Annotated in this window: 17 protein-coding genes; 8 read left to right on the top strand and 9 right to left on the bottom strand. The window is 71.3% G+C overall.

Annotation, left to right across the window (positions count from 1 at the left end):
* Positions 1-22: 22 nt before the first annotated feature.
* A complete protein-coding gene (locus AB0I16_RS06735; RefSeq protein ID WP_363248217.1) occupies positions 23-853 on the top strand; it encodes an MBL fold metallo-hydrolase in 831 nt (276 codons plus the stop codon).
* A 69-nt stretch (positions 854-922) separates the two neighbouring features.
* On the opposite strand, the gene AB0I16_RS06740 is transcribed toward AB0I16_RS06735, so the two are convergent.
* Positions 923-1,597, bottom strand: coding sequence for a Crp/Fnr family transcriptional regulator (locus AB0I16_RS06740; protein WP_055553109.1), 675 nt, complete (start codon positions 1,595-1,597; stop codon positions 923-925).
* A 419-nt stretch (positions 1,598-2,016) separates the two neighbouring features.
* Between AB0I16_RS06740 and nth the strand changes: the two genes are divergently transcribed.
* From nth to AB0I16_RS06755, 3 genes are all read left to right on the top strand, one after another.
* The gene (gene nth / locus AB0I16_RS06745; RefSeq protein ID WP_363248218.1) at positions 2,017-3,045 is read left to right on the top strand and encodes an endonuclease III; all 1,029 of its coding nucleotides are present in this window, start codon (positions 2,017-2,019) and stop codon (positions 3,043-3,045) included.
* Positions 3,046-3,183: 138 nt separating this feature from the next.
* Entirely contained in the window at positions 3,184-3,897 is a 714-nt protein-coding gene (locus AB0I16_RS06750; protein WP_363248362.1) for a CoA pyrophosphatase, read from the top strand.
* A 48-nt stretch (positions 3,898-3,945) separates the two neighbouring features.
* Positions 3,946-5,151 carry a MarP family serine protease gene (locus tag AB0I16_RS06755; protein WP_363248219.1) on the top strand — a complete coding sequence of 402 codons (1,206 nt, stop codon included), beginning with the start codon at positions 3,946-3,948 and terminating at the stop codon, positions 5,149-5,151.
* Positions 5,152-5,208: 57 nt separating this feature from the next.
* On the opposite strand, the gene AB0I16_RS06760 is transcribed toward AB0I16_RS06755, so the two are convergent.
* From AB0I16_RS06760 to AB0I16_RS06785, 6 genes are all read right to left on the bottom strand, one after another.
* The gene (locus AB0I16_RS06760) at positions 5,209-5,397 is read right to left on the bottom strand and encodes a hypothetical protein (protein ID WP_363248220.1); all 189 of its coding nucleotides are present in this window, start codon (positions 5,395-5,397) and stop codon (positions 5,209-5,211) included.
* Positions 5,398-5,552: 155 nt separating this feature from the next.
* The gene (locus tag AB0I16_RS06765) at positions 5,553-6,578 is read right to left on the bottom strand and encodes an alpha/beta hydrolase (RefSeq protein WP_363248221.1); all 1,026 of its coding nucleotides are present in this window, start codon (positions 6,576-6,578) and stop codon (positions 5,553-5,555) included.
* On the bottom strand, positions 6,575-7,072 hold the full coding sequence (locus AB0I16_RS06770; protein ID WP_363248222.1) for a phage holin family protein: 498 nt from the start codon (positions 7,070-7,072) through the stop codon (positions 6,575-6,577). The genes AB0I16_RS06765 and AB0I16_RS06770 overlap by 4 nt, the downstream gene beginning before the upstream one ends.
* A 52-nt stretch (positions 7,073-7,124) precedes the next feature.
* The gene (nhaA, locus tag AB0I16_RS06775) at positions 7,125-8,525 is read right to left on the bottom strand and encodes a Na+/H+ antiporter NhaA (RefSeq protein ID WP_363248223.1); all 1,401 of its coding nucleotides are present in this window, start codon (positions 8,523-8,525) and stop codon (positions 7,125-7,127) included.
* A 250-nt stretch (positions 8,526-8,775) separates the two neighbouring features.
* Complete coding sequence (gene acs, locus AB0I16_RS06780; protein WP_363248224.1) at positions 8,776-10,755, bottom strand: acetate--CoA ligase; 1,980 nt, start codon at positions 10,753-10,755, stop codon at positions 8,776-8,778.
* A 105-nt stretch (positions 10,756-10,860) separates the two neighbouring features.
* The gene (locus tag AB0I16_RS06785; protein WP_363248225.1) at positions 10,861-13,209 is read right to left on the bottom strand and encodes a SulP family inorganic anion transporter; all 2,349 of its coding nucleotides are present in this window, start codon (positions 13,207-13,209) and stop codon (positions 10,861-10,863) included.
* Positions 13,210-13,508: 299 nt separating this feature from the next.
* Between AB0I16_RS06785 and AB0I16_RS06790 the strand changes: the two genes are divergently transcribed.
* Positions 13,509-14,777, top strand: coding sequence for a hypothetical protein (locus AB0I16_RS06790; protein ID WP_363248226.1), 1,269 nt, complete (start codon positions 13,509-13,511; stop codon positions 14,775-14,777).
* Between the two features lie 15 nt (positions 14,778-14,792).
* Here the strand turns inward: AB0I16_RS06790 and AB0I16_RS06795 are convergent, their stop codons facing one another.
* Positions 14,793-15,773, bottom strand: a complete 981-nt coding sequence (locus AB0I16_RS06795; protein WP_363248227.1) for an ATP-binding protein — start codon at positions 15,771-15,773, stop codon at positions 14,793-14,795.
* Positions 15,774-15,874: 101 nt separating this feature from the next.
* Here AB0I16_RS06795 and AB0I16_RS06800 point away from each other — a divergent pair, with 101 nt between their 5' ends.
* Positions 15,875-16,690, top strand: a complete 816-nt coding sequence (locus tag AB0I16_RS06800) for an oxidoreductase (RefSeq protein ID WP_363248228.1) — start codon at positions 15,875-15,877, stop codon at positions 16,688-16,690.
* A 339-nt stretch (positions 16,691-17,029) separates the two neighbouring features.
* Here the strand turns inward: AB0I16_RS06800 and AB0I16_RS06805 are convergent, their stop codons facing one another.
* Positions 17,030-17,854 (bottom strand): HAD-IB family hydrolase, encoded by an 825-nt coding sequence (locus tag AB0I16_RS06805; RefSeq protein WP_363248229.1) that lies wholly within the window; start codon positions 17,852-17,854, stop codon positions 17,030-17,032.
* Between the two features lie 566 nt (positions 17,855-18,420).
* On the opposite strand from AB0I16_RS06805, the gene ssd reads away from it, so the two are divergent.
* Together ssd and AB0I16_RS06815 are read left to right on the top strand one after the other, a co-directional pair.
* Positions 18,421-19,560 (top strand): septum site-determining protein Ssd, encoded by a 1,140-nt coding sequence (gene ssd, locus AB0I16_RS06810; RefSeq protein WP_363248230.1) that lies wholly within the window; start codon positions 18,421-18,423, stop codon positions 19,558-19,560.
* Complete coding sequence (locus AB0I16_RS06815; protein WP_363248231.1) at positions 19,557-20,729, top strand: TadA family conjugal transfer-associated ATPase; 1,173 nt, start codon at positions 19,557-19,559, stop codon at positions 20,727-20,729. Before ssd ends, AB0I16_RS06815 begins: the two co-directional genes overlap by 4 nt.

Genomic DNA, 20,729 nt, shown 5'->3' on the forward strand with positions numbered 1-20,729 from the left:
CGCCGACGGGAGCCACCCCCGCATGACCGACGCCGCCGCCCTGCCCGGACAGCCCCGTGGCGGGGTCCTCAGCGGGCCTGCCACCGCCCGCGCGGTCAACGTTCTCGCGCCGAACGCCTCCGCCATGACGCTGGACGGCACCAACACCTGGATCGTCTCCGAGCCCGACTCGCCCCTCGCGGTGGTCATCGACCCCGGGCCGCTCGACGACGGCCATCTGAGCCACGTGGTGGAGACGGCGGAGAAGAGGGGCAAGCGCGTGGCGCTCACCCTCCTGACCCACGGTCACCCCGACCACGCGGAGGGCGCGGCGCGCTTCGCCGAGCTGACAGGAACTCACGTACGCGCCCTCGACCCAGCCCTGCGCCTGGGGGACGAGGGCCTCGGGGCCGGTGACGTGATCACCACGGGCGGCCTGGAGCTGCGGGTGGTGCCCACCCCCGGCCACACGGCGGACTCGCTCTGCTTCCATCTCCCGGCCGACGGGGCGGTCCTGACGGGAGACACGATCCTCGGCCGCGGGACGACGCTCGTGGCGCACCCGGACGGCCGCCTGGGGGACTATCTCGACTCCCTGCGCCGCCTGCGGTCCCTGACGGTCGACGACGGCGTCCACACGGTCCTGCCGGGCCACGGGCCGGTCCTGGAGGACGCGCAGGGGGCCGTCGAGTTCTACCTCGCCCACCGGGCCAGCCGCCTCGCCCAGGTCGAGACGGCCGTGGAGAACGGCCACACCTCGGCGGCGGACGTCGTGGCGCACGTCTACGCGGACGTGGACCGCTCGCTGTGGCCCGCGGCCGAGCTCTCGGTCAGGGCGCAGCTGGACTACCTCAAGGAGCACGGCCTGATCTGAGGGCGTGCCTACGGAGATGGGCCCCGCCTCTCCACGAGGCGGGGCCCATCTCCGTACGTCGTACGGGCGTCAGCGCGAACGCTTGGCGAGGCGCTCCACGTCGAGCAGGATCACCGCGCGGGCCTCCAGGCGCAGCCAGCCGCGTCCGGCGAAGTCCGCGAGCGCCTTGTTGACCGTCTCGCGGGAGGCGCCGACGAGCTGGGCCAGCTCCTCCTGGGTGAGGTCGTGCACCACGTGGATGCCCTCCTCGGACTGCACGCCGAAGCGGCGCGACAGGTCGAGCAGCGCGCGGGCCACACGGCCGGGCACATCCGAGAAGACCAGGTCCGACATCTGGTCGTTGGTCTTGCGGAGCCGCCGGGCGACGGCGCGCAGCAGCGCGGACGCCACCTCGGGGCGCGCGTTCAGCCAGGGCTGGAGGTCGCCGTGGCCCAGGCCGAGGAGCTTGACCTCGGTGAGGGCGGAGGCGGTGGCCGTACGGGGGCCCGGGTCGAAGAGCGACAGCTCGCCGATGAGCTCGCCGGGGCCGAGCACCGCGAGCATGTTCTCGCGGCCGTCGGGTGAGGTGCGGTGGAGCTTCACCTTGCCCTCGGTGACCACGTAGAGGCGGTCTCCGGGGTCTCCCTCATGGAAAAGGGCGTCTCCGCGCGCGAGCGTCACCTCACTCATGGAGCCGCGAAGCTCCGCGGCCTGCTCGTCATCGAGCGCCGCGAAGAGCGGGGCGCGCCGCAGAACGTCGTCCACGAGTTCTCTCCTTGTCGACCTGCATCAGGGGACCGTGTTCCCCAGTTTGCCGGACGGTCCAAACAGTGTGATCAGTCACAAGTCTGCCGCACCGGCGTGGCGTGCTGTGCGGGAGGGGGCCAATTGGGGGCCGATCCATGAGGTCAGGGACGGATGTCAGTGCCGGGCCCTAGGCTGGCCGGGTGTCCAAAAAGCCGGTGAACACACAGGCCGAGGGGGCTGAGAAAGCGGCCGCAGCCCCTGATTCCGCTGTGGGCGAACAGGAGTCCGGTGCGTCGGGCGAACCGGCGAATCGGGCAGGAGTGACACGTCCGGAGGGTACGCCTCCGGTGAAGCGGGCCACACGCGCCGAGCGGTCGGTCCGTGCACGGCAGACGACCCCCGAGCAGCAGCCGGCCTCCCCGAAGAAGGCACCTCCAGTGAAGCCACCAGTGAAGAAGACGCCCCCGGGTTCGGAACCCGCCCCGTCGAAGAAGACGGCCGCGAAGAAGACGGCCGCGAAGAAGACGGCGGCCAAGAAGACGGCCGCCACCGCCAAGAACACGGCCGCCACCGCCGAGAAGGCTGTCGAGAAGACCGCGGCCAGTTCCAAGAAGGCCGCTGTCAAAAAGGGCACCGCCAAGAAGACCGCCGCCAAGAAGGCCACCCCCGAGAAGGCCCCCGCCGCCCCCAAGACGTTTCCCCAGGAGTCGCGTACCGCCCTCGTCCGCCGTGCCCGGCGGATCAACCGCGAGCTGGCCGAGGTGTACTCGTACGCCCACCCGGAGCTGGACTTCGAGAACCCCTTCGAGCTGCTGGTGGCGACGGTTCTCTCCGCGCAGACGACGGACCTGCGGGTGAACCAGACGACGCCGCGGCTCTTCGCCAGGTACCCCACCCCGGAGGACCTGGCCGCGGCCGTGCCCGAGGAGGTCGAGGAGCTGATCAGGCCGACCGGCTTCTTCCGCGCCAAGACCAAGTCGATCATGGGCTTGGCCAAGGCCCTGACGGAGGACTTCGGGGGCGAGGTCCCGGGGCGCGTGGAGGACCTGGTCAAACTGCCGGGCGTGGGCCGCAAGACGGCCTTCGTCGTCCTGGGCAACGCCTTCGGAGTGCCCGGCATCACCGTGGACACCCACTTCGGACGCCTCGTCCGCCGCTGGAGGTGGACCGACGAGACGGACCCGGAGAAGGTCGAGGCGGCCGTGGGCGCGCTCTTCCCGAAGAGCGAGTGGACGATGCTCTCGCACCGCGTGATCTTCCACGGCCGCCGCATCTGCCACTCCCGCAAGCCCGCCTGCGGCGCCTGCCCGATCGCCCCGCTATGCCCGTCGTACGGAGAGGGCGAGACGGACCCGGAGAAGGCGAAGAAGCTCCTGAAGTACGAGATGGGCGGCTTCCCCGGGCAGCGCCTCAAGCCCCCGGCCGACTACCCGGGAAAGCCGGCGCCGCCGCTCGCCGAGGGGTGACATCACGGCGAGGCGGAACGAACGGGGAGACGAAGAGCGTTGTCCAGACGGACGGGGGTGCCGATGACGCACGCGAGCGAGATGACGGACGCCACGAACAGCCACAGCAGCAGCCACCTGGGCGGCGCGAGCAGACACATGGGCGGCACACACACTGGCGGCGGAGCCGCGCCCGTGGGCGGCGAGGCCCCTCTCGTCCGCGCCGACGGCCTGCCGTCCTGGCTCGACCCGGTCGCGCACGCCGCGCGGACCGTCGAGCCGCTCCAGCTCAGCCGCTTCCTGCCCCCGGAGAACGGCACGGGACGCCAGTCCGCGGTGCTCGTCCTCTTCGGGGAGGGCGAGCGGGGCCCCGAGCTGCTCCTGATGGAGCGCGCGGGCTCCCTCCGCTCCCACGCGGGGCAGCCCTCCTTCCCCGGCGGCTCCCTCGACCCCGAGGACGGCGACCCGCGGACCGAGGGGCCGCTGCGCGCCGCGCTGCGGGAGGCGGAGGAGGAGACGGGCCTCGACCCCCGGGGCGTCCAGCTGTTCGGCGTGCTGCCCCGCCTCTTCATCCCCGTGAGCGACTTCGTGGTCACCCCGGTGCTCGGCTGGTGGCACACGCCGACCCCGGTCGGCGTCGTCGATCCGAACGAGACGGCCCGCGTCTTCACGGTCCCCGTGTCCGATCTCACGGACCCGGCCAACCGCGCGACGGCCGTCCACCCGAGCGGCCACCACGGCCCCGCGTTCCTCGTCGAGTCAGCCCTGGTCTGGGGTTTCACCGCGGGCGTCATCGATAGGATTCTGCACTTCGCGGGCTGGGAGCGCCCCTGGGACCGGGGTAGGCGGGTCCCACTCGACTGGCGCGCATGACAAGGTTGCGTGCAGTGGCGGTGGCGATGCGAGGCGAGGATTGAATCGGTGAACGTGCTGGACGTCCTGTTGCTGCTCGCCGCGGTCTGGTTCGCGGTCGTGGGCTACCGCCAGGGCTTCGTGGTCGGCATCCTCTCGGTGATCGGGTTCCTGGGCGGCGGCCTCGTCGCCGTGTACCTGCTGCCGGTCGTCTGGGACGCGCTCAAGGACGACGACGCGGCCGGGGTGAGTACGACGGCCGCGGTCGTCGCCGTCGTCATCGTGATCGTCTGCGCCTCGATCGGCCAGGCCTTCACCACCCACCTGGGCAACAAGCTCCGCAGGTACATCACCTGGCAGCCGGCCCGCGCCCTGGACGCGACGGGCGGCGCCCTGGTGAACGTGGTGGCGATGCTCCTGGTCGCCTGGCTGATCGGCTCCGCCCTCGCGGGGACGACGCTGCCGACGGTCGGCAAGGAGGTGCGCAACTCCAAGGTGCTGCTCGGTGTCTCGCGCGCGCTGCCGGGCCAGGCCGACACGTGGTTCAACGACTTCTCGTCGGTCCTCGCGCAGAACGGCTTCCCGCAGGTCTTCAGCCCGTTCTCGAACGAGCCGATCACCGAGGTCCAGCCCCCCGACCCCAAGCTCGCCAAGAGCAAGGTCGCCACGACCGCGAGGCGCTCCATCGTGAAGGTCCGCGGCGAGGCCCACAGTTGCGGCAAGGTCCTCGAAGGCACCGGCTTCGTCTTCGCCGACCGCCGCGTGATGACGAACGCGCACGTGGTCGGCGGCGTGGACGAGCCGACGGTCCAGATAGGCGACACGAACCAGACGTACGACGCCAAGGTCGTCCTCTACGACTGGGAGCGGGACATCGCCGTACTGGACGTGCCCACGCTGAAGGCGCCGGCCCTGAAGTTCACGTCCGAGGACGCGTCGAGCGGTGCGGGCGCCATCGTCGCCGGCTTCCCCGAGGACGGCCCCTATGACGTCCGTCCCGCGCGCGTGCGCGGCCGCATCCAGGCCAAGGGCCCGGACATCTACCACCGCGGCACGGTGCGACGGGACGTCTACTCCCTCTATGCGACGGTCCGCCAGGGCAACTCGGGCGGACCGCTGCTCACGCCCGACGGCAAGGTCTACGGCGTGATCTTCGCGAAGTCGCTCGACGACCCCGACACGGGGTACGCCCTGACGGCGGACGAGGTGCGCGAGGACATCGAGCGGGGCCGCACCGCGAACCAGGAGGTCGACAGCCAGGGCTGCGCCCTCTAGACGCAGGGTTGCGCCCTCTGGGCGGTCGCGGAGGTGAGGCGCCGGGAGGGAGCGGGGTCAGTCGCGCGTGTGCCGGAGCCGCGCGGAGACCCAGCGGGCCCTCCGGCGGAGGATGCGGGAGATGCCCATGGCCTGCGGCGGGCCGTGACGGCCCCTGTCCTGTTGCCCGCCCCTCTCGCGGCTGTTCAGCGCTGTGGCCGAGCGGCGATTGCGTGCTACGTCACTGTAGTCGTGCGTCCAGCCCATACCCGGACGTGTGCCCGGGCCCCATGGTCGGTAACCGCGCTCAGGGGCCCCAATTGGCCTATGCGCCGGGCAATTGGCGTTCGTAGGACAAGTGTTCCCGGGAGTTATCCGGATGACCACGCTCCGGAGACCTGACAGCGGGCCCCGGGGGGGCCTCACCGGTCGGGTTCCGGGTCCTTCAGCCAGTTCACCAGCTCCGTGGAGAACGCCACCGGGTCCTCCTCGTGCGGGAAGTGCCCGAGGCCGTCGAACAGCCGCCAGCGGTACGGGGCTTCGACGTACTCACCGGACCCCGCCGCGCTCCTCGTACGCATCACGGGATCGAGCGAGCCGTGCAGATGCAGCGTCGGTACGCGCACGGGCCGCTTCATCCGGCGGTTGAACTGGATGCCGTCGGGCCGCGCCATCGACCGCACCATCCAGCGGTACGGCTCGATCGAGCAGTGGGCCGTCGAGGGGATGCACATGGCCCTGCGGTACGTCTCCACCGCCTCGTCGTCGGGCAGCCGCGGCCCCGACCAGTCCCGCACCAGACGCCCCACCAGGGCACCGTCGTCGGCGACGAGTTGACGCTCCGGCAGCCAGGGCCGCTGGAAGCCCCACACGTACGATCCCGCGGCGGTCTGCCTGCGGTCGGAGAGCATCGCCGAGCGCCAGCGCCGGGGGTGCGGCATGGAGGAGACGGCGAGGCGGCGCACCAGCTTGGGCCGCATCACGGCCGCCGTCCAGGCGAGGTAGCCGCCGAGGTCGTGGCCGACGAGCGCGGCGTCCGGCTCGCCGAGGGAGCGGACGACGCCGGTGATGTCCAGGGCGAGGTTGGCCGGGTCGTAGCCGCGCGGTGTGCGGTCGCTGCCGCCCACGCCCCGCAGGTCCATCGCCACGGCCCGGAAACCCGCGTCGGCGAGCGCCACCAGCTGGTGCCGCCATGTCCACCAGAACTGCGGGAAGCCGTGCAGCAGCAGGACCAGCGGTCCGTCCCCCATCTCGGCGATGTGGAAGCGGGCCCCGTTGGCGGCCACGTCCCGGTGGGTCCAGGGGCCGTCGAGGCGTACGACGGACGAGGGCTGCGCGGGTTGCGTGGGTTGCGCCGTATGGGTGACGAGGTCCCGCGCGGGGTCCAGGTCGTGGCCGTGCCGCGGGGTGCCGTCGAGGGCCTGGTCCTGAGGGGCGGGGTCCGTCATGAGGACGAGCGTGCCACAGTGGCCCCCGTCTCACCGACTCGGACGTCGATCGCACCCGCGGGGGTCACGGAACGGGCGTGGGGCTTGGCGTTCCCCAGTACGGCAGCCGTCTCCTTGGCCGAGGCGGCGACCTTCTGCGGGCCCTTGCCCTGCTTGGCCTTCTTGGCGAAGACGACACCGATCAGCGCGAGCGCGCCGGCGACCAGCACGTTGGCGGCGAAGGACAGCAGGAAGCAGACGGCGAGGTTCCAGTCGCTCCAGGTGTGGATGCCGTACGCGAGCGCGAAGCTCAGCATCGGCAGCGAGAAGATGAGGACCATGCCGGCCGCGCCGAAGGCGCCGCCGCCGATCGCCCCGCGCTTGACGTCCTGCCGCAGCTGGGCCTTGGCCAGCGCGATCTCGTCGTGCACCAGCGCGGACATCTCGCTGGTCGCCGTGGCGACCAGCTGGCCGAGGCTGCGCTCGGCGCCGACGGGGCCGTCGGGTGAGCTCATGGCGTTCTCCCCTTTTTCTCTTCTGATCTCTTCTGAGATATGTCTGCTCAGATCATGCCGGACCGTTGCCATCCTCGCTTTCCCCACCCGCGACTTCGGCAAGCCTGCGGTGTTCAGCGGCCTTCTTCTCGTGGATGGCCGCCATTCGGAGGTGGTAGTCCGGCTTGTCGAGCTCGTAGATGTCGGGTATCCCGTCCAGGTCCTCGTCGCGCTCCTCGTCCTCCCAGAGCTTGCGGTACTTGGCGTTCCGCAGCTTCAGGAGGATGCCGGAGAGTACGGCCGCGATGAGGGAGCCCGCGAGGACGGCCGCCTTGATCTCGTCGGTGAGCAGCGGATCGCCGGTGAAGGCGAGCTCGCCGATCAGCAGGGAGACGGTGAAGCCGATGCCGGCGAGCGAGGCGACCGCGAACACGTCCGGCCAGGCCAGGTCCTCGTTCAGCTCGGCCCGCGTGAAGCGCGTCGCGAGCCAGGTGCCGCCGAAGATGCCGACCGCCTTGCCGACCACGAGGCCGAGTACGACACCCAGCGTTTCCGGTTGCGTGAAGACGTCGCGCAGCGCGCCGCCCGAGATGGACACACCCGCGCTGAACAGGGCGAACAGCGGCACGGCGAGACCGGCGGAGAGCGGGCGTACGCGGTGTTCGATGTGCTCGCCGGGGGAGTGCGGCTCGCTGTCGTCCTCGCGGTGGCAGCGCAGCATGAGGCCCATGGCGACGCCCGCGATGGTGGCGTGGATGCCGCTGTTGTACATCAGGCCCCAGATGACCAGGCCCAGCGGCACGTAGAGGTACCAGCCGCGGACCCGCTTCCTCAGCAGCAGCCAGAAGAGGACGAGGCCGGCGAAGGCTCCGCCGAGCGCCGCGAAGTTCAGGTCGCTGGTGAAGAAGACCGCGATGATCAGGATGGCGAAGAGGTCGTCGACGACGGCCAGTGTCAGCAGGAAGGCGCGCAGCGCGGACGGCAGGGAGGTGCCGATGACCGCGAGGACCGCGAGCGCGAAGGCGATGTCGGTCGCGGTGGGCACGGCCCAGCCGGCCGTGGAGCCGCCGCCGAGCACGTTGGTCAGGACGTAGACGAGCGCGGGCATGGCCATGCCGCAGAGGGCCGCGACCACGGGCAGCGCGGCGGCCTTGGCGTCGCGGAGGTCCCCGGCCACCAGCTCGCGCTTGAGTTCGATGCCCGCCACGAAGAAGAAGACGGCGAGCAGTCCGTCGGCCGCCCAGTGCTGGAGGGAGAGGTCGAGCCCGAGCGAGCCGGGCCCGAGGTGGAAGCCGCGCACCGCCTCGTACGAGCCGCCTGCCGTGTTGGCCCAGATCAGCGCGGCGACCGCGGCCACGAGCAGCAGGACACCGCCGACGGTCTCGGTGCGCAGGGCTTCGGCGACGAAGTTCCGCTCGGGCAGCGAAAGGCGTCCGAGGAGCTTGTGGCGGGTGCGGGGGACAGGCGCGGTCACGGGGGTGGACCTCCGGGCAGGCGGGCAGGACGGATCACATGCCGACCAGACTTCCCGGCGCACCTGGGTACTTCTCGTCGCGATCGGGCCGTGCTCTCCTGGCACGTCCTTGACGCGGATTCCAGCCTACCCAAACCGCACTGGGACGTATCCGGCGATCTTCACTTTACGGAGAAAGAGGGCACCCGGCGCGTCGCCGGATGCCCTCCCCGTACCGCTGGTGCCGTCGCTGTCGCGGGCGCTCTCTCGGTCAGTCCTCGCTGGGTGCGGCCGGGAGCCGCGTCTGGATCAGGTCCATCACGGAGGAGTCCGTGAGCGTGGTGACGTCACCCAGCTCGCGGTTCTCCGCGACGTCCCGCAGCAGGCGCCGCATGATCTTCCCGGAGCGCGTCTTCGGCAGCTCCGCCACCGGCAGGACGCGCTTGGGCTTGGCGATCGGGCCGAGCGTGGTGCCCACGTGGTTGCGCAGCTCGGCGACGAGCCCCTCGGCCTCGGCGTCGGCGGAGCCGCGCAGGATCACGAAGGCGACGATGGCCTGCCCGGTCGTCTCGTCGGCGGCGCCGACGACCGCGGCCTCGGCGACCGCGGGGTGTGAGACGAGCGCCGACTCGACCTCGGTGGTGGAGATGTTGTGCCCGGAGACGAGCATCACGTCGTCCACCCGGCCGAGCAGCCAGATGTCGCCGTCCTCGTCCTTCTTGGCCCCGTCACCCGCGAAGTACTTGCCCTCGAAGCGCGACCAGTAGGTGTCGATGAACCGCTGGTCGTCACCCCAGATGGTGCGCAGCATGGAGGGCCACGGCTCGGTCAGGACGAGGTAGCCACCGCCGCCGTCGGGCACTTCGTTGGCCTCGTCGTCCACCACGGTGGCGGAGATGCCGGGCAGGGCGCGCTGCGCGGAGCCGGGCTTGGTCTCGGTCACGCCGGGCAGCGGCGAGATCATCATCGCGCCGGTCTCGGTCTGCCACCAGGTGTCCACGATGGGGCACTTGTCGGCGCCGATGTTCTTCCGGTACCACATCCAGGCCTCGGGGTTGATCGGCTCGCCGACCGAACCGAGCACCCGCAGACTGCTCAGGTCGAACTTGGCGGGGATGTCGTCGCCCCACTTCATGAACGTCCGGATCGCCGTCGGCGCGGTGTAGAGGATCGTGACCCCGTACTTCTGGACGATCTCCCAGAAGCGGCCCTGGTGCGGGGTGTCGGGGGTGCCCTCGTACATCACCTGCGTCGCGCCGTTCGCCAGCGGGCCGTACGTGATGTACGAGTGCCCGGTGACCCAGCCGATGTCGGCCGTGCACCAGTAGACGTCGGTCTCCGGCTTGAGGTCGAAGACGGCGTGGTGGGTGTACGCCACCTGCGTCAGATAGCCGCCGGAGGTGTGCAGGATGCCCTTCGGCTTGCCCGTGGTGCCCGAGGTGTAGAGGACGAAGAGCGGGTGCTCCGCGTCGAAGGCCTCGGGGGTGTGCTCGGCGGACTGCTTCTGCGTGGCCTCGTGCCACCACACGTCACGGCCCTCGGTCCACGCCACGTCCTGGCCGGTGCGGCGCACCACGAGGACGTGGCGCACGCCCTCGGCGCGGCCGACGGCCTCGTCGACGGCGGGCTTGAGCGCGGAGGGCTTGCCCCGGCGGTAACCGCCGTCGGCGGTGATGACGACCTTGGCGTCGGCGTCCTTGATGCGGGCGGCGATGGCGTCCGCGGAGAAGCCGCCGAAGACCACCGAGTGGGCGGCGCCGATGCGGGCGCAGGCCAGCATCGCGACGACCGCCTCGGGGATCATGGGCAGATAGACGGCGACGCGGTCGCCCTTCTCGACGCCCAGCTCGGTCAGCGCGTTCGCCGCGCGGCTGACCTCTTCCTTCAGCTCGGCGTAGGTGATGGCCCGGCTGTCACCGGGCTCACCCTCGAAGTGGATCGCGACGCGGTCGCCGTGTCCTGCCTCGACGTGGCGGTCGACGCAGTTGTACGCGACGTTGAGCTTGCCGTCGGCGAACCACTTGGCGAACGGCGGGTTCGACCAGTCCAGCGTCTCGGTCGGTTCCGTGGCCCAGGTCAGCCGGCGGGCCTGCTCGGCCCAGAAGCCGAGCCGGTCAGCCTTGGCCTGTTCGTACGCCTCCGCAGTGACGTTCGCGGCGGCCGCCAGCTCCGCCGGCGGCGCGAAGCGACGCTCCTCCTTCAGAAGGTTGGCCAGGCTTTCGTTGCTCACGACATCTCCCTTTCGCTGCATTGCCGGCGGCGACCGTTGTGTCCGAAGCCACAGCTCATCAGACACAACCCGGCGTGACAAGGGTCTGCCGAAAATTGGTTTAGACCTTTACGGGGCTCACGGTCCTCACGGCTGCGGCGCCGCCGCCCGCTTGGACCCCAGCCGGGTCGGCGCCACCTGGTCGAAGACCTCATAGGGTGGTTTCCCCACCCCGGAGCCCTCCGTCAGCAGATAGGCCTGCGCCTCTCCGACGTGGAAGTACATACCGTGCAGCTCAAGATCACCGGTCGCAAGCCGACGCGCCACCGACTCGTGCGCCCTGAGGTGCTCCAACTGCTGGATCACGTTGGTGAGGCACAGCTGCTCGACCGGGTCCGCCGGCGCCTGGCCCGCGAGGCGCGCCCAGTCCTCTCCCTGGGCGGCCACCCGCTCCAGGCTCGGCCGGCCGTGGCGCAGCCACCGCCACAGCGGGGTCCGCGCGTCTCCCTGCGGGATGCTGAGCAGGGCCTGCATCGCCCCGCACCCGGAGTGCCCGCACACCGTGATCGACCGCACCTTCAGCACGTCGACCGCGTACTCGATCGCGGCGCCCACCGAGTCGTCGCCGCTCTCGGCACCCGGCAGCGGCACCAGATTGCCCACATTGCGTACGACGAAGAGGTCACCGGGGCCGCTGGAAGTGATCATCGAGGTGACGACCCGGGAGTCGGCACATGTCAGGAAGAGCTGCGCGGGCTGCTGTCCCTCGCGGGCGAGCCTGGCCAGTTCGCCGCGGACATGAGGTGCCGTGTTCCGCTGGAAGGCACTGATACCGCTGGCCAGTTGGTGCCCGCGCGGCTCCCCCGTCCTCCGCTCCTCCTGCGGACGGTCGCAGTGGTGGTTGCGCCACGGGGTCCACGGCCTGCAGCACGAGTGCGCGGCGCTCGCGGGCTCGGCGATGCGCGTCCCCGCGCGGCCGGTGACCTCGACGCTGCCGCCGTGCGCGGCGTGCGCGTCCTGCCAGCACTGCAACGACTCGAAGGCGGCATGGTCCATGAAGGAGCCGTCCAGCTCCACGACGACGTCCTCCCCTTGCGGGACGAGGTGCAGGGTCCTGCTGAGCCGGGGCACGGCGAGGAACGTCAGCTGCCCGCGCACGCGGACATGGTGGACGCCGGCCACCTTCTCGTGGGTGATACGGGTGCGGGCGAGGCGGTGCAGCGCGACGGTGACGGCCACGGCGATGCCGAGCGCCACGCCCTCCAGGACGCCGAGGACGACCACGCCGAGGGTGGTGGTCGCGTACACGACGATCTCGCGGTGACGGGTGATGGTGCGGATGTGGTTCAGGCTGACCATCTGGATGCCGACGGCCATGACGAGGGCGGCGAGGGCCGCGAGCGGGATCAGCTCCAGGGCGGGGACCAGGAGCAGCGCGGCCACTACTACCCAAACGCCGTGCAGCATCGTGGAGTTCCTGCTGACGGCTCCCGCTCGCACATTGGCCACACTGCGCACGGCGACCCCGGCGACGGGCAGGCCGCCGAGCGCGCCGGAGACGATGTTGGCGCCGCCCTGGCCGAGCAGTTCGCGGTCGAGGTCGGAGCGCCGCACGCTGGTGTTCAGCTCGGGCCGCTGAGAGGTCAGCTTGTCGATGGCGACGGCTCCGAGCAGCGACTGCACGCTGCACACCAGGGTGGTGGTGAGCACGGCGGTGACGATGCCCAGTGCGGGGCCCTCGGGGAGCCCGGCGAGCGCGTGGCTGCGCCAAGAGGGCAGGTCGACCCGGTCGAGGTTGAGCCGGGTGACGGAGGCGAAGCAGGTCGCGACGGCCACCGAGACCAGGGCGGCGGGCAGGACGCGGGTCATGCGCCCGGCCCGGCCCGGGATGCGGGGCCAGAGCAGTAGGACGACGAGGGTGAGCAGGCTGATCGACAGGGCGGCCGGGTGCAGGGTGGCCAACTGGGCGGGCAGCGCGCGGAGGTTGTCGAGGACCGCGCTCTGCGGGGTGCCGCCGAGCACGATGTGCAGCTGGGCCATGGCGATGGTGACGCCGATGCCGGCCAGCATGCCGTGCACGACGGCGGGGCTGACGGCGAGGGCCGAGCGGGCCACCCGGAGGCAGCCGAGGCCGAGTTGGGCGAGACCCACGAGGACCGTGATGGCGCAGGTGGTCCGCCAGCCGTAGCGCTGGATGATGTCCGCCGTCACGACCGTGAGGCCGGCGGCGGGGCCGCTGACCTGGAGGGCCGATCCGCCGAGGCGCCCGGCGACGAGGCCGCCGACGGCGGCGGCGACGAGGCCCGCCTGGAGCGGGGCTCCGGTCGCGAGGGCGATGCCGAGGGAGAGCGGCAGGGCGATCAGGAAGACGGCGATCGACGCCGAGACGTCGGCGCCCGCGATGCGGAATCTCTTCGCGGGCGGCGGGGCGTGCGGCTTGTGGGCACGGGGTTCGTGGGCCGAGTCGGGTGTGTCGGTGGGGGCGAAGGCAGTCATGTTCCCGTCTCCTCCGGGGCAGCGCGGTCGCGGACAGAGGGGGCCTCCGGACAGTGTGCGGAAGGCGGGGTCGCGGCCGTGGGTCACGGCGTAAAGCGGCGGGGAGCTATCAACGTTCGGTAAACGAATCGTAATGCAGAGTAAAGGTCGTGGATGGATTTTCGGGGCAAATGGGGCAGGCGATCACCCGGATGAGCGAATAAAAACTTTTATCGGCTTGTCGGATCGGAGATTTCAGGCCACCCGGCGAGGCTGCTGTCCGTTCTGTCCCGACTTGCACGGAAGAAGGTGGGCGGAAGATGGCCGCCACCCGGAGAGTCACCGCGAGCCTCACCGCCCTCGTGGCCTGCGCGGCAGCATTGGCCGGCTGCGCCGAGAGCGGCAATGGCGTGAAGGAGGGCGTGCACGGCGCGAAGGAGGGCGCCGGCGCACCGCCCAAGAGTCCCGTCCGGCTGATCGGGGACGGCTCCACCGCCTACACCGGGAAGCAGCCGCATCTGCCGAGGCCGGAACGGCTGAAGCCCGGCCAGAAGCCACCGCAGTTCGTGGTCTTCTCCTGGGACGGCGCGGGCGAGGACAGCCAGAAGCTGTTCTCCCACTTCCGCGAGGTGGCCAAGCGGAACGACGCCACCATGACGTACTTCCTCAGCGGCGTGTACATGCTTCCCGAGAAGAAGCGGGAGCTCTACAAGCCGCCGCGGCACCTCACGGGCAGCTCGGACATCGGCTTCAACGACCGCCGGGGGATCGAGGACACCGTCGAGCAGCTCCGCGGCGCGTGGCTGGAGGGCAACGAGGTCGGCACGCACTTCAACGGGCACTTCTGCGGCGCGGGCCGCGGTGTCGGCGAGTGGTCCGTCGCGGACTGGAAGAGCGAGATCAGGCAGGCCAAGTCCTTCGTGAAGTCCTGGAAGACGAACACGGGGATGACGAAGGCGAAGCCACTGCCCTTCGACTACGAGAAGGAACTGGTGGGCGCCCGCACGCCCTGCCTCGAAGGCCGGAAGAACTTCATGCGGGCGGCGCGCGAGCTGGGCTTCCGCTACGACACCAGTGGCGTCAACAACCAGGTCTGGCCCAAGAAGAAGGACGGTCTCTGGGATCTGTCGATGCAGCTCGTGCCGGTCCCCGGCCGTAAGTTCGAGACGCTCACCATGGACTACAACTTCATGGTCAACCAGTCCGGCGCGACCTCACAGGGCGACCCCTCCATGCACGAGTACTGGGGCGACCAGATGCGCGACGGCCTGCTCCAGGGCTTCGACCGGGCCTACGAGGGCAACCGCGCCCCGCTGATCATCGGCAACCACTTCGAGTCCTGGAACGGCGGCGCCTACATGCGCGCCATCGAGGAGACCATCGAGAAGGTGTGCACGAAGTCCGAGGTGCGCTGCGTCTCCTTCCGCCAGCTCGCGGACTGGCTCGACGCGCAGGACCCGAAGGTCCTCGCGCGCCTGGAGAAGCTGCCGGTCGGCCGGGCGCCGAAGGAGGGCTGGGCGAGATACCTCTCCGCCCAGCCCGCACCGGCCCCGAAGGGCGTACCGGGCGCTCCGGCGCACAAGCCCTGAGCCCGGCGGCCCCGTTCAGGCAGTGGCCACCATCTGCTCGCACAGGATGAAGGCGGGGTCGACCTGGCCCGCCAGGTCGGCGCCCGTCCGTTCGTTGCCCCAGCTCTGCGCGTTCTTCAGGTGGAAGTGCACCATCTGGCGCGTGTACCGCTCCCAGTCCCTCCGTGCGTACGAGGCGTCCACCGTGTCCTGGAGCGTCCGCAGGGAGCGGCGGTTCTCCTCTTCGAGCAGCTCGAAGCGCGGCGGGCGGCCCTTCTCCATGGCGCGCACCCAGTCCGAGTGCCCGACGGTCACCAGGAGGTCGTCGCCGACCTGCTCACGCAGGAAGTCGACGTCGTCCTGGCCCTGCACCTTGTTGCCCACGACCTTGAGCTCCACGCCGAAGTCGCGTGCGTACTCCTTGTACTGCCGGTAGACCGAGACGCCCTTCCTGGTCGGCTCGGCCACGAGGAACGTCAGGTCGAAGCGCGTGAACATGCCGGAGGCGAAGGAGTCCGAGCCCGCGGTCATGTCGACGACCGCGTACTCGTCGCGGCCGTCGACCAGGTGGTTCAGGCACAGCTCCACCGCTCCCGTCTTGGAGTGGTAGCAGGCGACACCGAGGTCGGCCTCGGTGAAAGGCCCGGTCACCATCAAACGCACGGTGGCGTCGTCGAGTTCCACGGGCCGGGCGCACGCGTCGAACACCGGGTTGTTCTCGCGCACCCGCAGGAGACGCGAGCCTTCACCGGGCGGTGTCGTCTTGATCATCGTGTCGGCGGAGGCGATCCGCGGGTTGGAGCCCCGCAGGTACTCCTTGATCAGCGGCAGGTGCGCGCCGAGGGCGGGCAGCTCGGCGGCGTGCGTCTCGTCGAGGCCGAGGGCCGGCCCCAGGTGCTGGTTGATGTCGGCGTCCACCGCGATGACCGGCGCGCCGGTGGCGGCGAGGTGGCGGATGAAGAGCGAGGACAGCGTGGTCTTGCCGCTGCCGCCCTTCCCCACGAAAGCGATTTTCATAATCACGAAGCGTAGCCGAACGGTCACCACGCGTGCGTGGCCCGGGTGAAGAAGACCACTCCTTCGTGGAGGGTGGCCGTTCAGTACGTAGGGTCGTACTCATGAGTACGACACCCGATCCGCTCGCGGCCCTGGGGACGATCCCCGGCGTGGCCGACTCCGTGGACTCCGTGCGCAAGGCGGTGGACCGGGTCTACGGACACCGGATCATGCGGCGCCGCAGCAACGAGATCACCTCAGAGGCGGCCCTGAGGGGCGCCCGCGGGTCCGCGGCGCTCTCGGGCGCCGAGTGGGCCCTGGAGGAGGTACGCAGGCGCAGCGACTTCAGCGGCGACGACGAGGCGCGCGCGGTCGGCGGGGCCCTGCGGCTGACCGCCGAGGCGGGTCAGCTGCTCTCCATCTGGCGGCAGTCGCCGCTCAGGGTCCTGGCGCGCCTGCATCTGGTCGCGGCGGCCGGCGCCGACGAGGCGGCGGGACGTCCGCGCCTCGCGGGCGAGTCCGTCGAGGAGCCGCTGATAGAACTCCCCCTGCCGGACGCGGACGAGGTGGCCGGGCGCCTGGAGGGGCTTTCGCGGCTGATCATCCAGGGCGGCTCGGCGCCGGCCCTGGTGACGGCGGCCGTCGTCCACGGGGAGCTGATCAGCCTGCGGCCCTTCGCCTCGTACAACGGCCTCGTCGCGCGCGCGGCCGAGCGCATCGTCCTGGTGGGCAGCGGTCTCGACCCGAAGGCGGTCTGTCCGGCGGAAGCGGGGCACGCGGAGTTGGGCCGGGCGGCCTACGTGGCGGCGCTGGAGGGGTACGCGTCCGGCACCCCGGAGGGCATGGCGGCCTGGATCGCCCACTGCGGCAAGGCGGTGGAACTGGGCGTCAGGGAGTCCACGGCGGTCTGTGAGGCGCTCCAGCGAGGGGCGGCGTAGGTCCCTGAACAGGGTTGCGGCGGTACGGAATCCGTACCGCCGCTGGCATGTCCACCGTGTTACCAAGCGTCCTCGATATGTTGCCCATCAGGTCGGGTCTTTGCCCGTCACCTGGTGCGGCTGGCCCGTAATCGACGGGTCGACGTCGCGTGGGTGCTCGGTGTTCATGCTTCGGTCCGTGGGGCCGTTACTGCGTTTGAAGGTGATCCTCTCGGATGTCCTTGGTCTCGCGGGCCGTTGACTCCTTTGTACTCCTGTCCTGGGGTAAGCGGAAGTCCTGGCCGCACTTCTTTACTTTTGGCCTCAAATGCACCTGAATCGGGCGCGGGCGGGGACGGGTCAGCCGACGGGGGCCCGGCGGCGGCCGGCGAGCCAGACGAGGCTCGCGGCGGCGGCCGCGGCACCCACGGCTGCCGCCGCGATCAGGGCGGGCCGCGGCGGAGCCGCCAGGCGCTGCTTCAGCCGTACCGGGCGGTGGAAGTCGAGGATCGGCCACGCGCGCGTGATGGCCTCGCGGCGGAGTGCGCGGTCCGGGTTGACGGCGAAGGGGTGCCCGACCGCTTCGAGCATCGGCAGGTCGGTCGCCGAGTCGCTGTAGGCGAAGCAGCGGTCCAGGTCGTACCCCTCCGAGAGGGCGAGCTCCTTGATCGCCTGCGCCTTGGTGGGCCCGTACGCGTAGTACTCCACCTCGCCCGTGAAGCAGCCGTCGTCCCCGACGACCATGCGGGTGGCCACCACGCGGTCCGCGCCGAGCATCTCGCCGATCGGCTCGACCACCTCCGCGCCCGACGTGGAGACGATGACGACGTCCCGGCCCGCCGAGTGGTGCTGCTCGATGAGGGAGGCGGCCTCGTCGTAGATGATCGGGTCGATCAGGTCGTGCAGCGCCTCGGCGACGATCTCCTTGACCTGCTGCACGTTCCACCCGCGGCACAGCGCCGAGAGGTACTCGCGCATCCGCTCCATCTGGTCGTGGTCCGCGCCGCCCGCCAGGAAGACGAACTGCGTGTAGGCGGTGCGCAGCACCGCTCTGCGGTTGATCAGGCCGCCTTGGTAGAACGACTTGCTGAACGTGAGCGTGCTCGACTTCGCAATGACCGTCTTGTCCAGGTCAAAGAAGGCGGCGGTGCGGGGCAAGTAGTGGTTTTCCACGATGCCGAGCATAGGCGCCCACCATTCGGCGTAAGCTGAGGCGTGTGGGTTTGCCTGAGAAGGCTCTCGGGTACACCATGGAAGTCACGGATCGTTCGCGACCGTGCTAACCCGGTCTGGCTCCTCCCCCCCCCGAGTCGGACCGTGGGGACGACCCCCGCTCTCCCCCCCGGCGGGGGTCGTCGCATGTCCGGATGGGTTTTTGGGCCCTCCGTCGATCAGCTTCCGGCCCCGCGGCTCCCCGTTCCGCCCTCTGGGCGCCCCTCCTCCATGCCCGCAGATGGTAACGGTGTGTAGCCGTCGGGATGCGCTGTGAAAGCCCGGCGGAAGTCGGGCGTAAGTCGGCCGCGGGCCTGTGGGAAGTGGGCGGCAAGCCGACGGGCCGTCACCGGTATGGGTGACGGAAATATTCACAGGTAGCGCCCCGTCCACAGTTATTGAGCAAGATCCACACGATTTCCCGCGCCGCCGCACGCTGATTCCACGCGTTCCGCTTGCGAAGTTCATGGCCGGATTGCTTTGTCCGGTTCTTCGTCGATGCGGGGTGCGCCATTCAGCGGTGCTTGCGGTGAAGGGGGATGGAGATCGTGGACGGAGTCATGGCGCGGGACGGGTCCGCGTCGTCCGACGGGCGGCGGGGCGGACCGCTGATCCTGACCGAGGACGTGGAGCTCCTCGACGACCTGCTGCGGCTGTGTGCCGCGGCGGGTGCGCGACCCGAGGTGCACCACGGAGGGCCGGGGTGCGGAGAGGAATGGGATGCGGCCCCGCTCGTCCTGGTCGGCGACGACGCGGCGGACCGGGTGCGCGGAGCCGCCCGGCGGCGCGGTGTCGTGCTGGTCGGGCGGGATCAGGACGATCCCGGTGTCTGGCGGCGCGCGGTGGAGATCGGCGCCGACCATGTGCTGCTCCTGCCCGACGGCGAGCAGTGGCTGGTGGACCGCATCGCCGATGTGGCGGAGGGCGTGGGGCGGCCCGCGCTGACCGTCGGGGTCATCGGCGGGCGCGGCGGGGCGGGCGCCTCCACCCTGGCCTGCGCCCTCGCGGTCACCGCGGCGCGGGCGGGCCGGCGCACGATGCTCGTCGACGCCGATCCGCTGGGCGGCGGTCTGGACGTCCTCCTCGGCGGCGAGACGGCCGACGGCCTGCGCTGGCCGGCGTTCGCCGCGTCACGCGGCCGGGTCGGCGGGGAGGCCCTGGAGGAGTCCCTGCCGGAACTGCACGCGCTGCGGGTCCTGAGCTGGGACCGGGGCGAGGCGGTGGCCGTCGCCCCCGAAGCGGTGCGGGCCGTGGTGTCAGCGGCCCGCAGGCGCGGCGGCGTGGTCGTCGTCGACCTGCCGCGCCGGGTGGACGAACCGGTCGCGGAGGCCCTGGCCCAGGTGGACCTGGGGCTCCTGGTGGTGCCGCCCGAGCTGCGGGCGGTGGCCGGGGCGAGGCGGGTCGCGTCGGCCGCGGGACTGGTGCTGCGGGATCTGCGGGTGGTGGCCGGCGCCGCGGCGGGCCCTGGCGGGCCGGTCGGCCGAGGCGGGCTCGACTCCGAAGAGGTCGCCCGTCTCCTCGGGCTGCCGCTGGTCGGTGACGTGCCTTGGGAGGCGGGTCTGCCGGCGGCGCAGGTGGCGGGAGTGCCGCCGGGCGGGTTCGCGCGCGGGCCGCTGGCCCGGTTCTGTGACGCCTTCTGGGGCCGGGTGCCGGTCGACGCCGTGGGCGGTGGCGCATGAGCGCGGTCGTCGGGGCGCGGATGCTGGATGGGGTGCGCCAGTGGCTCGCGGAGAGCGGCAAGGAGCCGACCCCGGCCAGGGTCGCCGAGGCACTGCGGGCCCAGGGCAGGGTCCTCGGGGCCACGGAAGTGCTCGGCGCAGCCTCGCAGCTGCGCTCGGAGCTGGTCGGGGCGGGGCCGCTCGAACCCTTGCTCGCGGACGGCTCGGTCACCGATGTGCTGGTGTCCGCGCCGGACCGGGTCTGGGTGGACCGCGGCGGCGGGCTCGAACTCACCGGGGTCACGTTCGAGGGCGCCGACGCGGTGCGGCGGCTCGCCCAGCGCCTCGCGGCCGTCGCGGGGCGGCGTCTTGACGACGCGCGGCCCTGGGTGGACGCCCGCCTCCCGGACGGCACCCGGCTGCACGCGGTCCTGCCGCCGGTCGCGGTGGGCTCGACGTGTCTCTCGCTGCGGGTCGTGCGCCCCCGCGCCTTCACCCTCGCCGAACTGGTCGAGGCGGGCACGGTGCCGCCCGGCGGGGACCGCGTGCTGCGCGCCCTGCTCGACGCCCGTCTGTCGTTCCTGATCAGCGGGGGGACGGGCAGCGGCAAGACGACCCTGCTGAGCGCGCTGCTCGGCCTCGTCGGGCCCGATGAGCGGATCGTGCTGGCCGAGGACTCGGCGGAGCTGCGCCCCGAGCACCCGCATGTGGTCCGCCTGGAATCCCGGCCCGCGAACCAGGAGGGTGCCGGTCACGTCGGCCTGGACGACCTGGTCCGGCAGGCACTCCGCATGCGGCCCGACCGGCTGGTCGTCGGCGAGGTGCGGGGCGCGGAAGTGGTCCATCTGCTGGCCGCGCTCAACACGGGACATGACGGTTCCGGCACCGTCCATGCCAATGCCGCCGGGGACGTGCCCGCCCGGCTCGAAGCCCTGGGGACGGCTGCGGGACTCGACAGGGCGGCGCTGCACAGCCAACTGGCCGCGGCCCTGTCGGTGGTGATCCACCTGGTGCGCGACCGGGAGGGACGGCGCCGCGTCGCGGAGGTGCACGTGCTGGAGCGTGAGCCGTCGGGCCTGGTGGTGACGGTGCCGGCGCTGCGGTGGGGCGCGAAGTCCTTCGGCGAGGGTCCGGGGTGGAAGCGGCTCAAGACGCTGCTCGGTGGCGATCCTTTCGGCGATCCGACGTGA

It is taken from the genome of Streptomyces sp. NPDC050703, from assembly GCF_040654435.1.
Classification (GTDB): domain Bacteria; phylum Actinomycetota; class Actinomycetes; order Streptomycetales; family Streptomycetaceae; genus Streptomyces.

Coding starts and splice junctions, on each gene's coding strand:
- AB0I16_RS06735 (WP_363248217.1), top strand. CDS start 23: ATGACCGACGCCGCCGCCCTGCCCGGACAGCCCCGTGGCGGGGTCCTC.
- AB0I16_RS06750 (WP_363248362.1), top strand. CDS start 3,184: ATGGGCGGCACACACACTGGCGGCGGAGCCGCGCCCGTGGGCGGCGAG.
- AB0I16_RS06760 (WP_363248220.1), bottom strand. CDS start 5,397: ATGGGCTGGACGCACGACTACAGTGACGTAGCACGCAATCGCCGCTCG.
- AB0I16_RS06765 (WP_363248221.1), bottom strand. CDS start 6,578: ATGACGGACCCCGCCCCTCAGGACCAGGCCCTCGACGGCACCCCGCGG.
- AB0I16_RS06770 (WP_363248222.1), bottom strand. CDS start 7,072: ATGAGCTCACCCGACGGCCCCGTCGGCGCCGAGCGCAGCCTCGGCCAG.
- acs (WP_363248224.1), bottom strand. CDS start 10,755: ATGCAGCGAAAGGGAGATGTCGTGAGCAACGAAAGCCTGGCCAACCTT.
- AB0I16_RS06785 (WP_363248225.1), bottom strand. CDS start 13,209: ATGACTGCCTTCGCCCCCACCGACACACCCGACTCGGCCCACGAACCC.
- AB0I16_RS06790 (WP_363248226.1), top strand. CDS start 13,509: ATGGCCGCCACCCGGAGAGTCACCGCGAGCCTCACCGCCCTCGTGGCC.
- AB0I16_RS06795 (WP_363248227.1), bottom strand. CDS start 15,773: ATGAAAATCGCTTTCGTGGGGAAGGGCGGCAGCGGCAAGACCACGCTG.
- AB0I16_RS06800 (WP_363248228.1), top strand. CDS start 15,875: ATGAGTACGACACCCGATCCGCTCGCGGCCCTGGGGACGATCCCCGGC.
- AB0I16_RS06805 (WP_363248229.1), bottom strand. CDS start 17,854: ATGCTCGGCATCGTGGAAAACCACTACTTGCCCCGCACCGCCGCCTTC.
- ssd (WP_363248230.1), top strand. CDS start 18,421: ATGGAGATCGTGGACGGAGTCATGGCGCGGGACGGGTCCGCGTCGTCC.
- AB0I16_RS06815 (WP_363248231.1), top strand. CDS start 19,557: ATGAGCGCGGTCGTCGGGGCGCGGATGCTGGATGGGGTGCGCCAGTGG.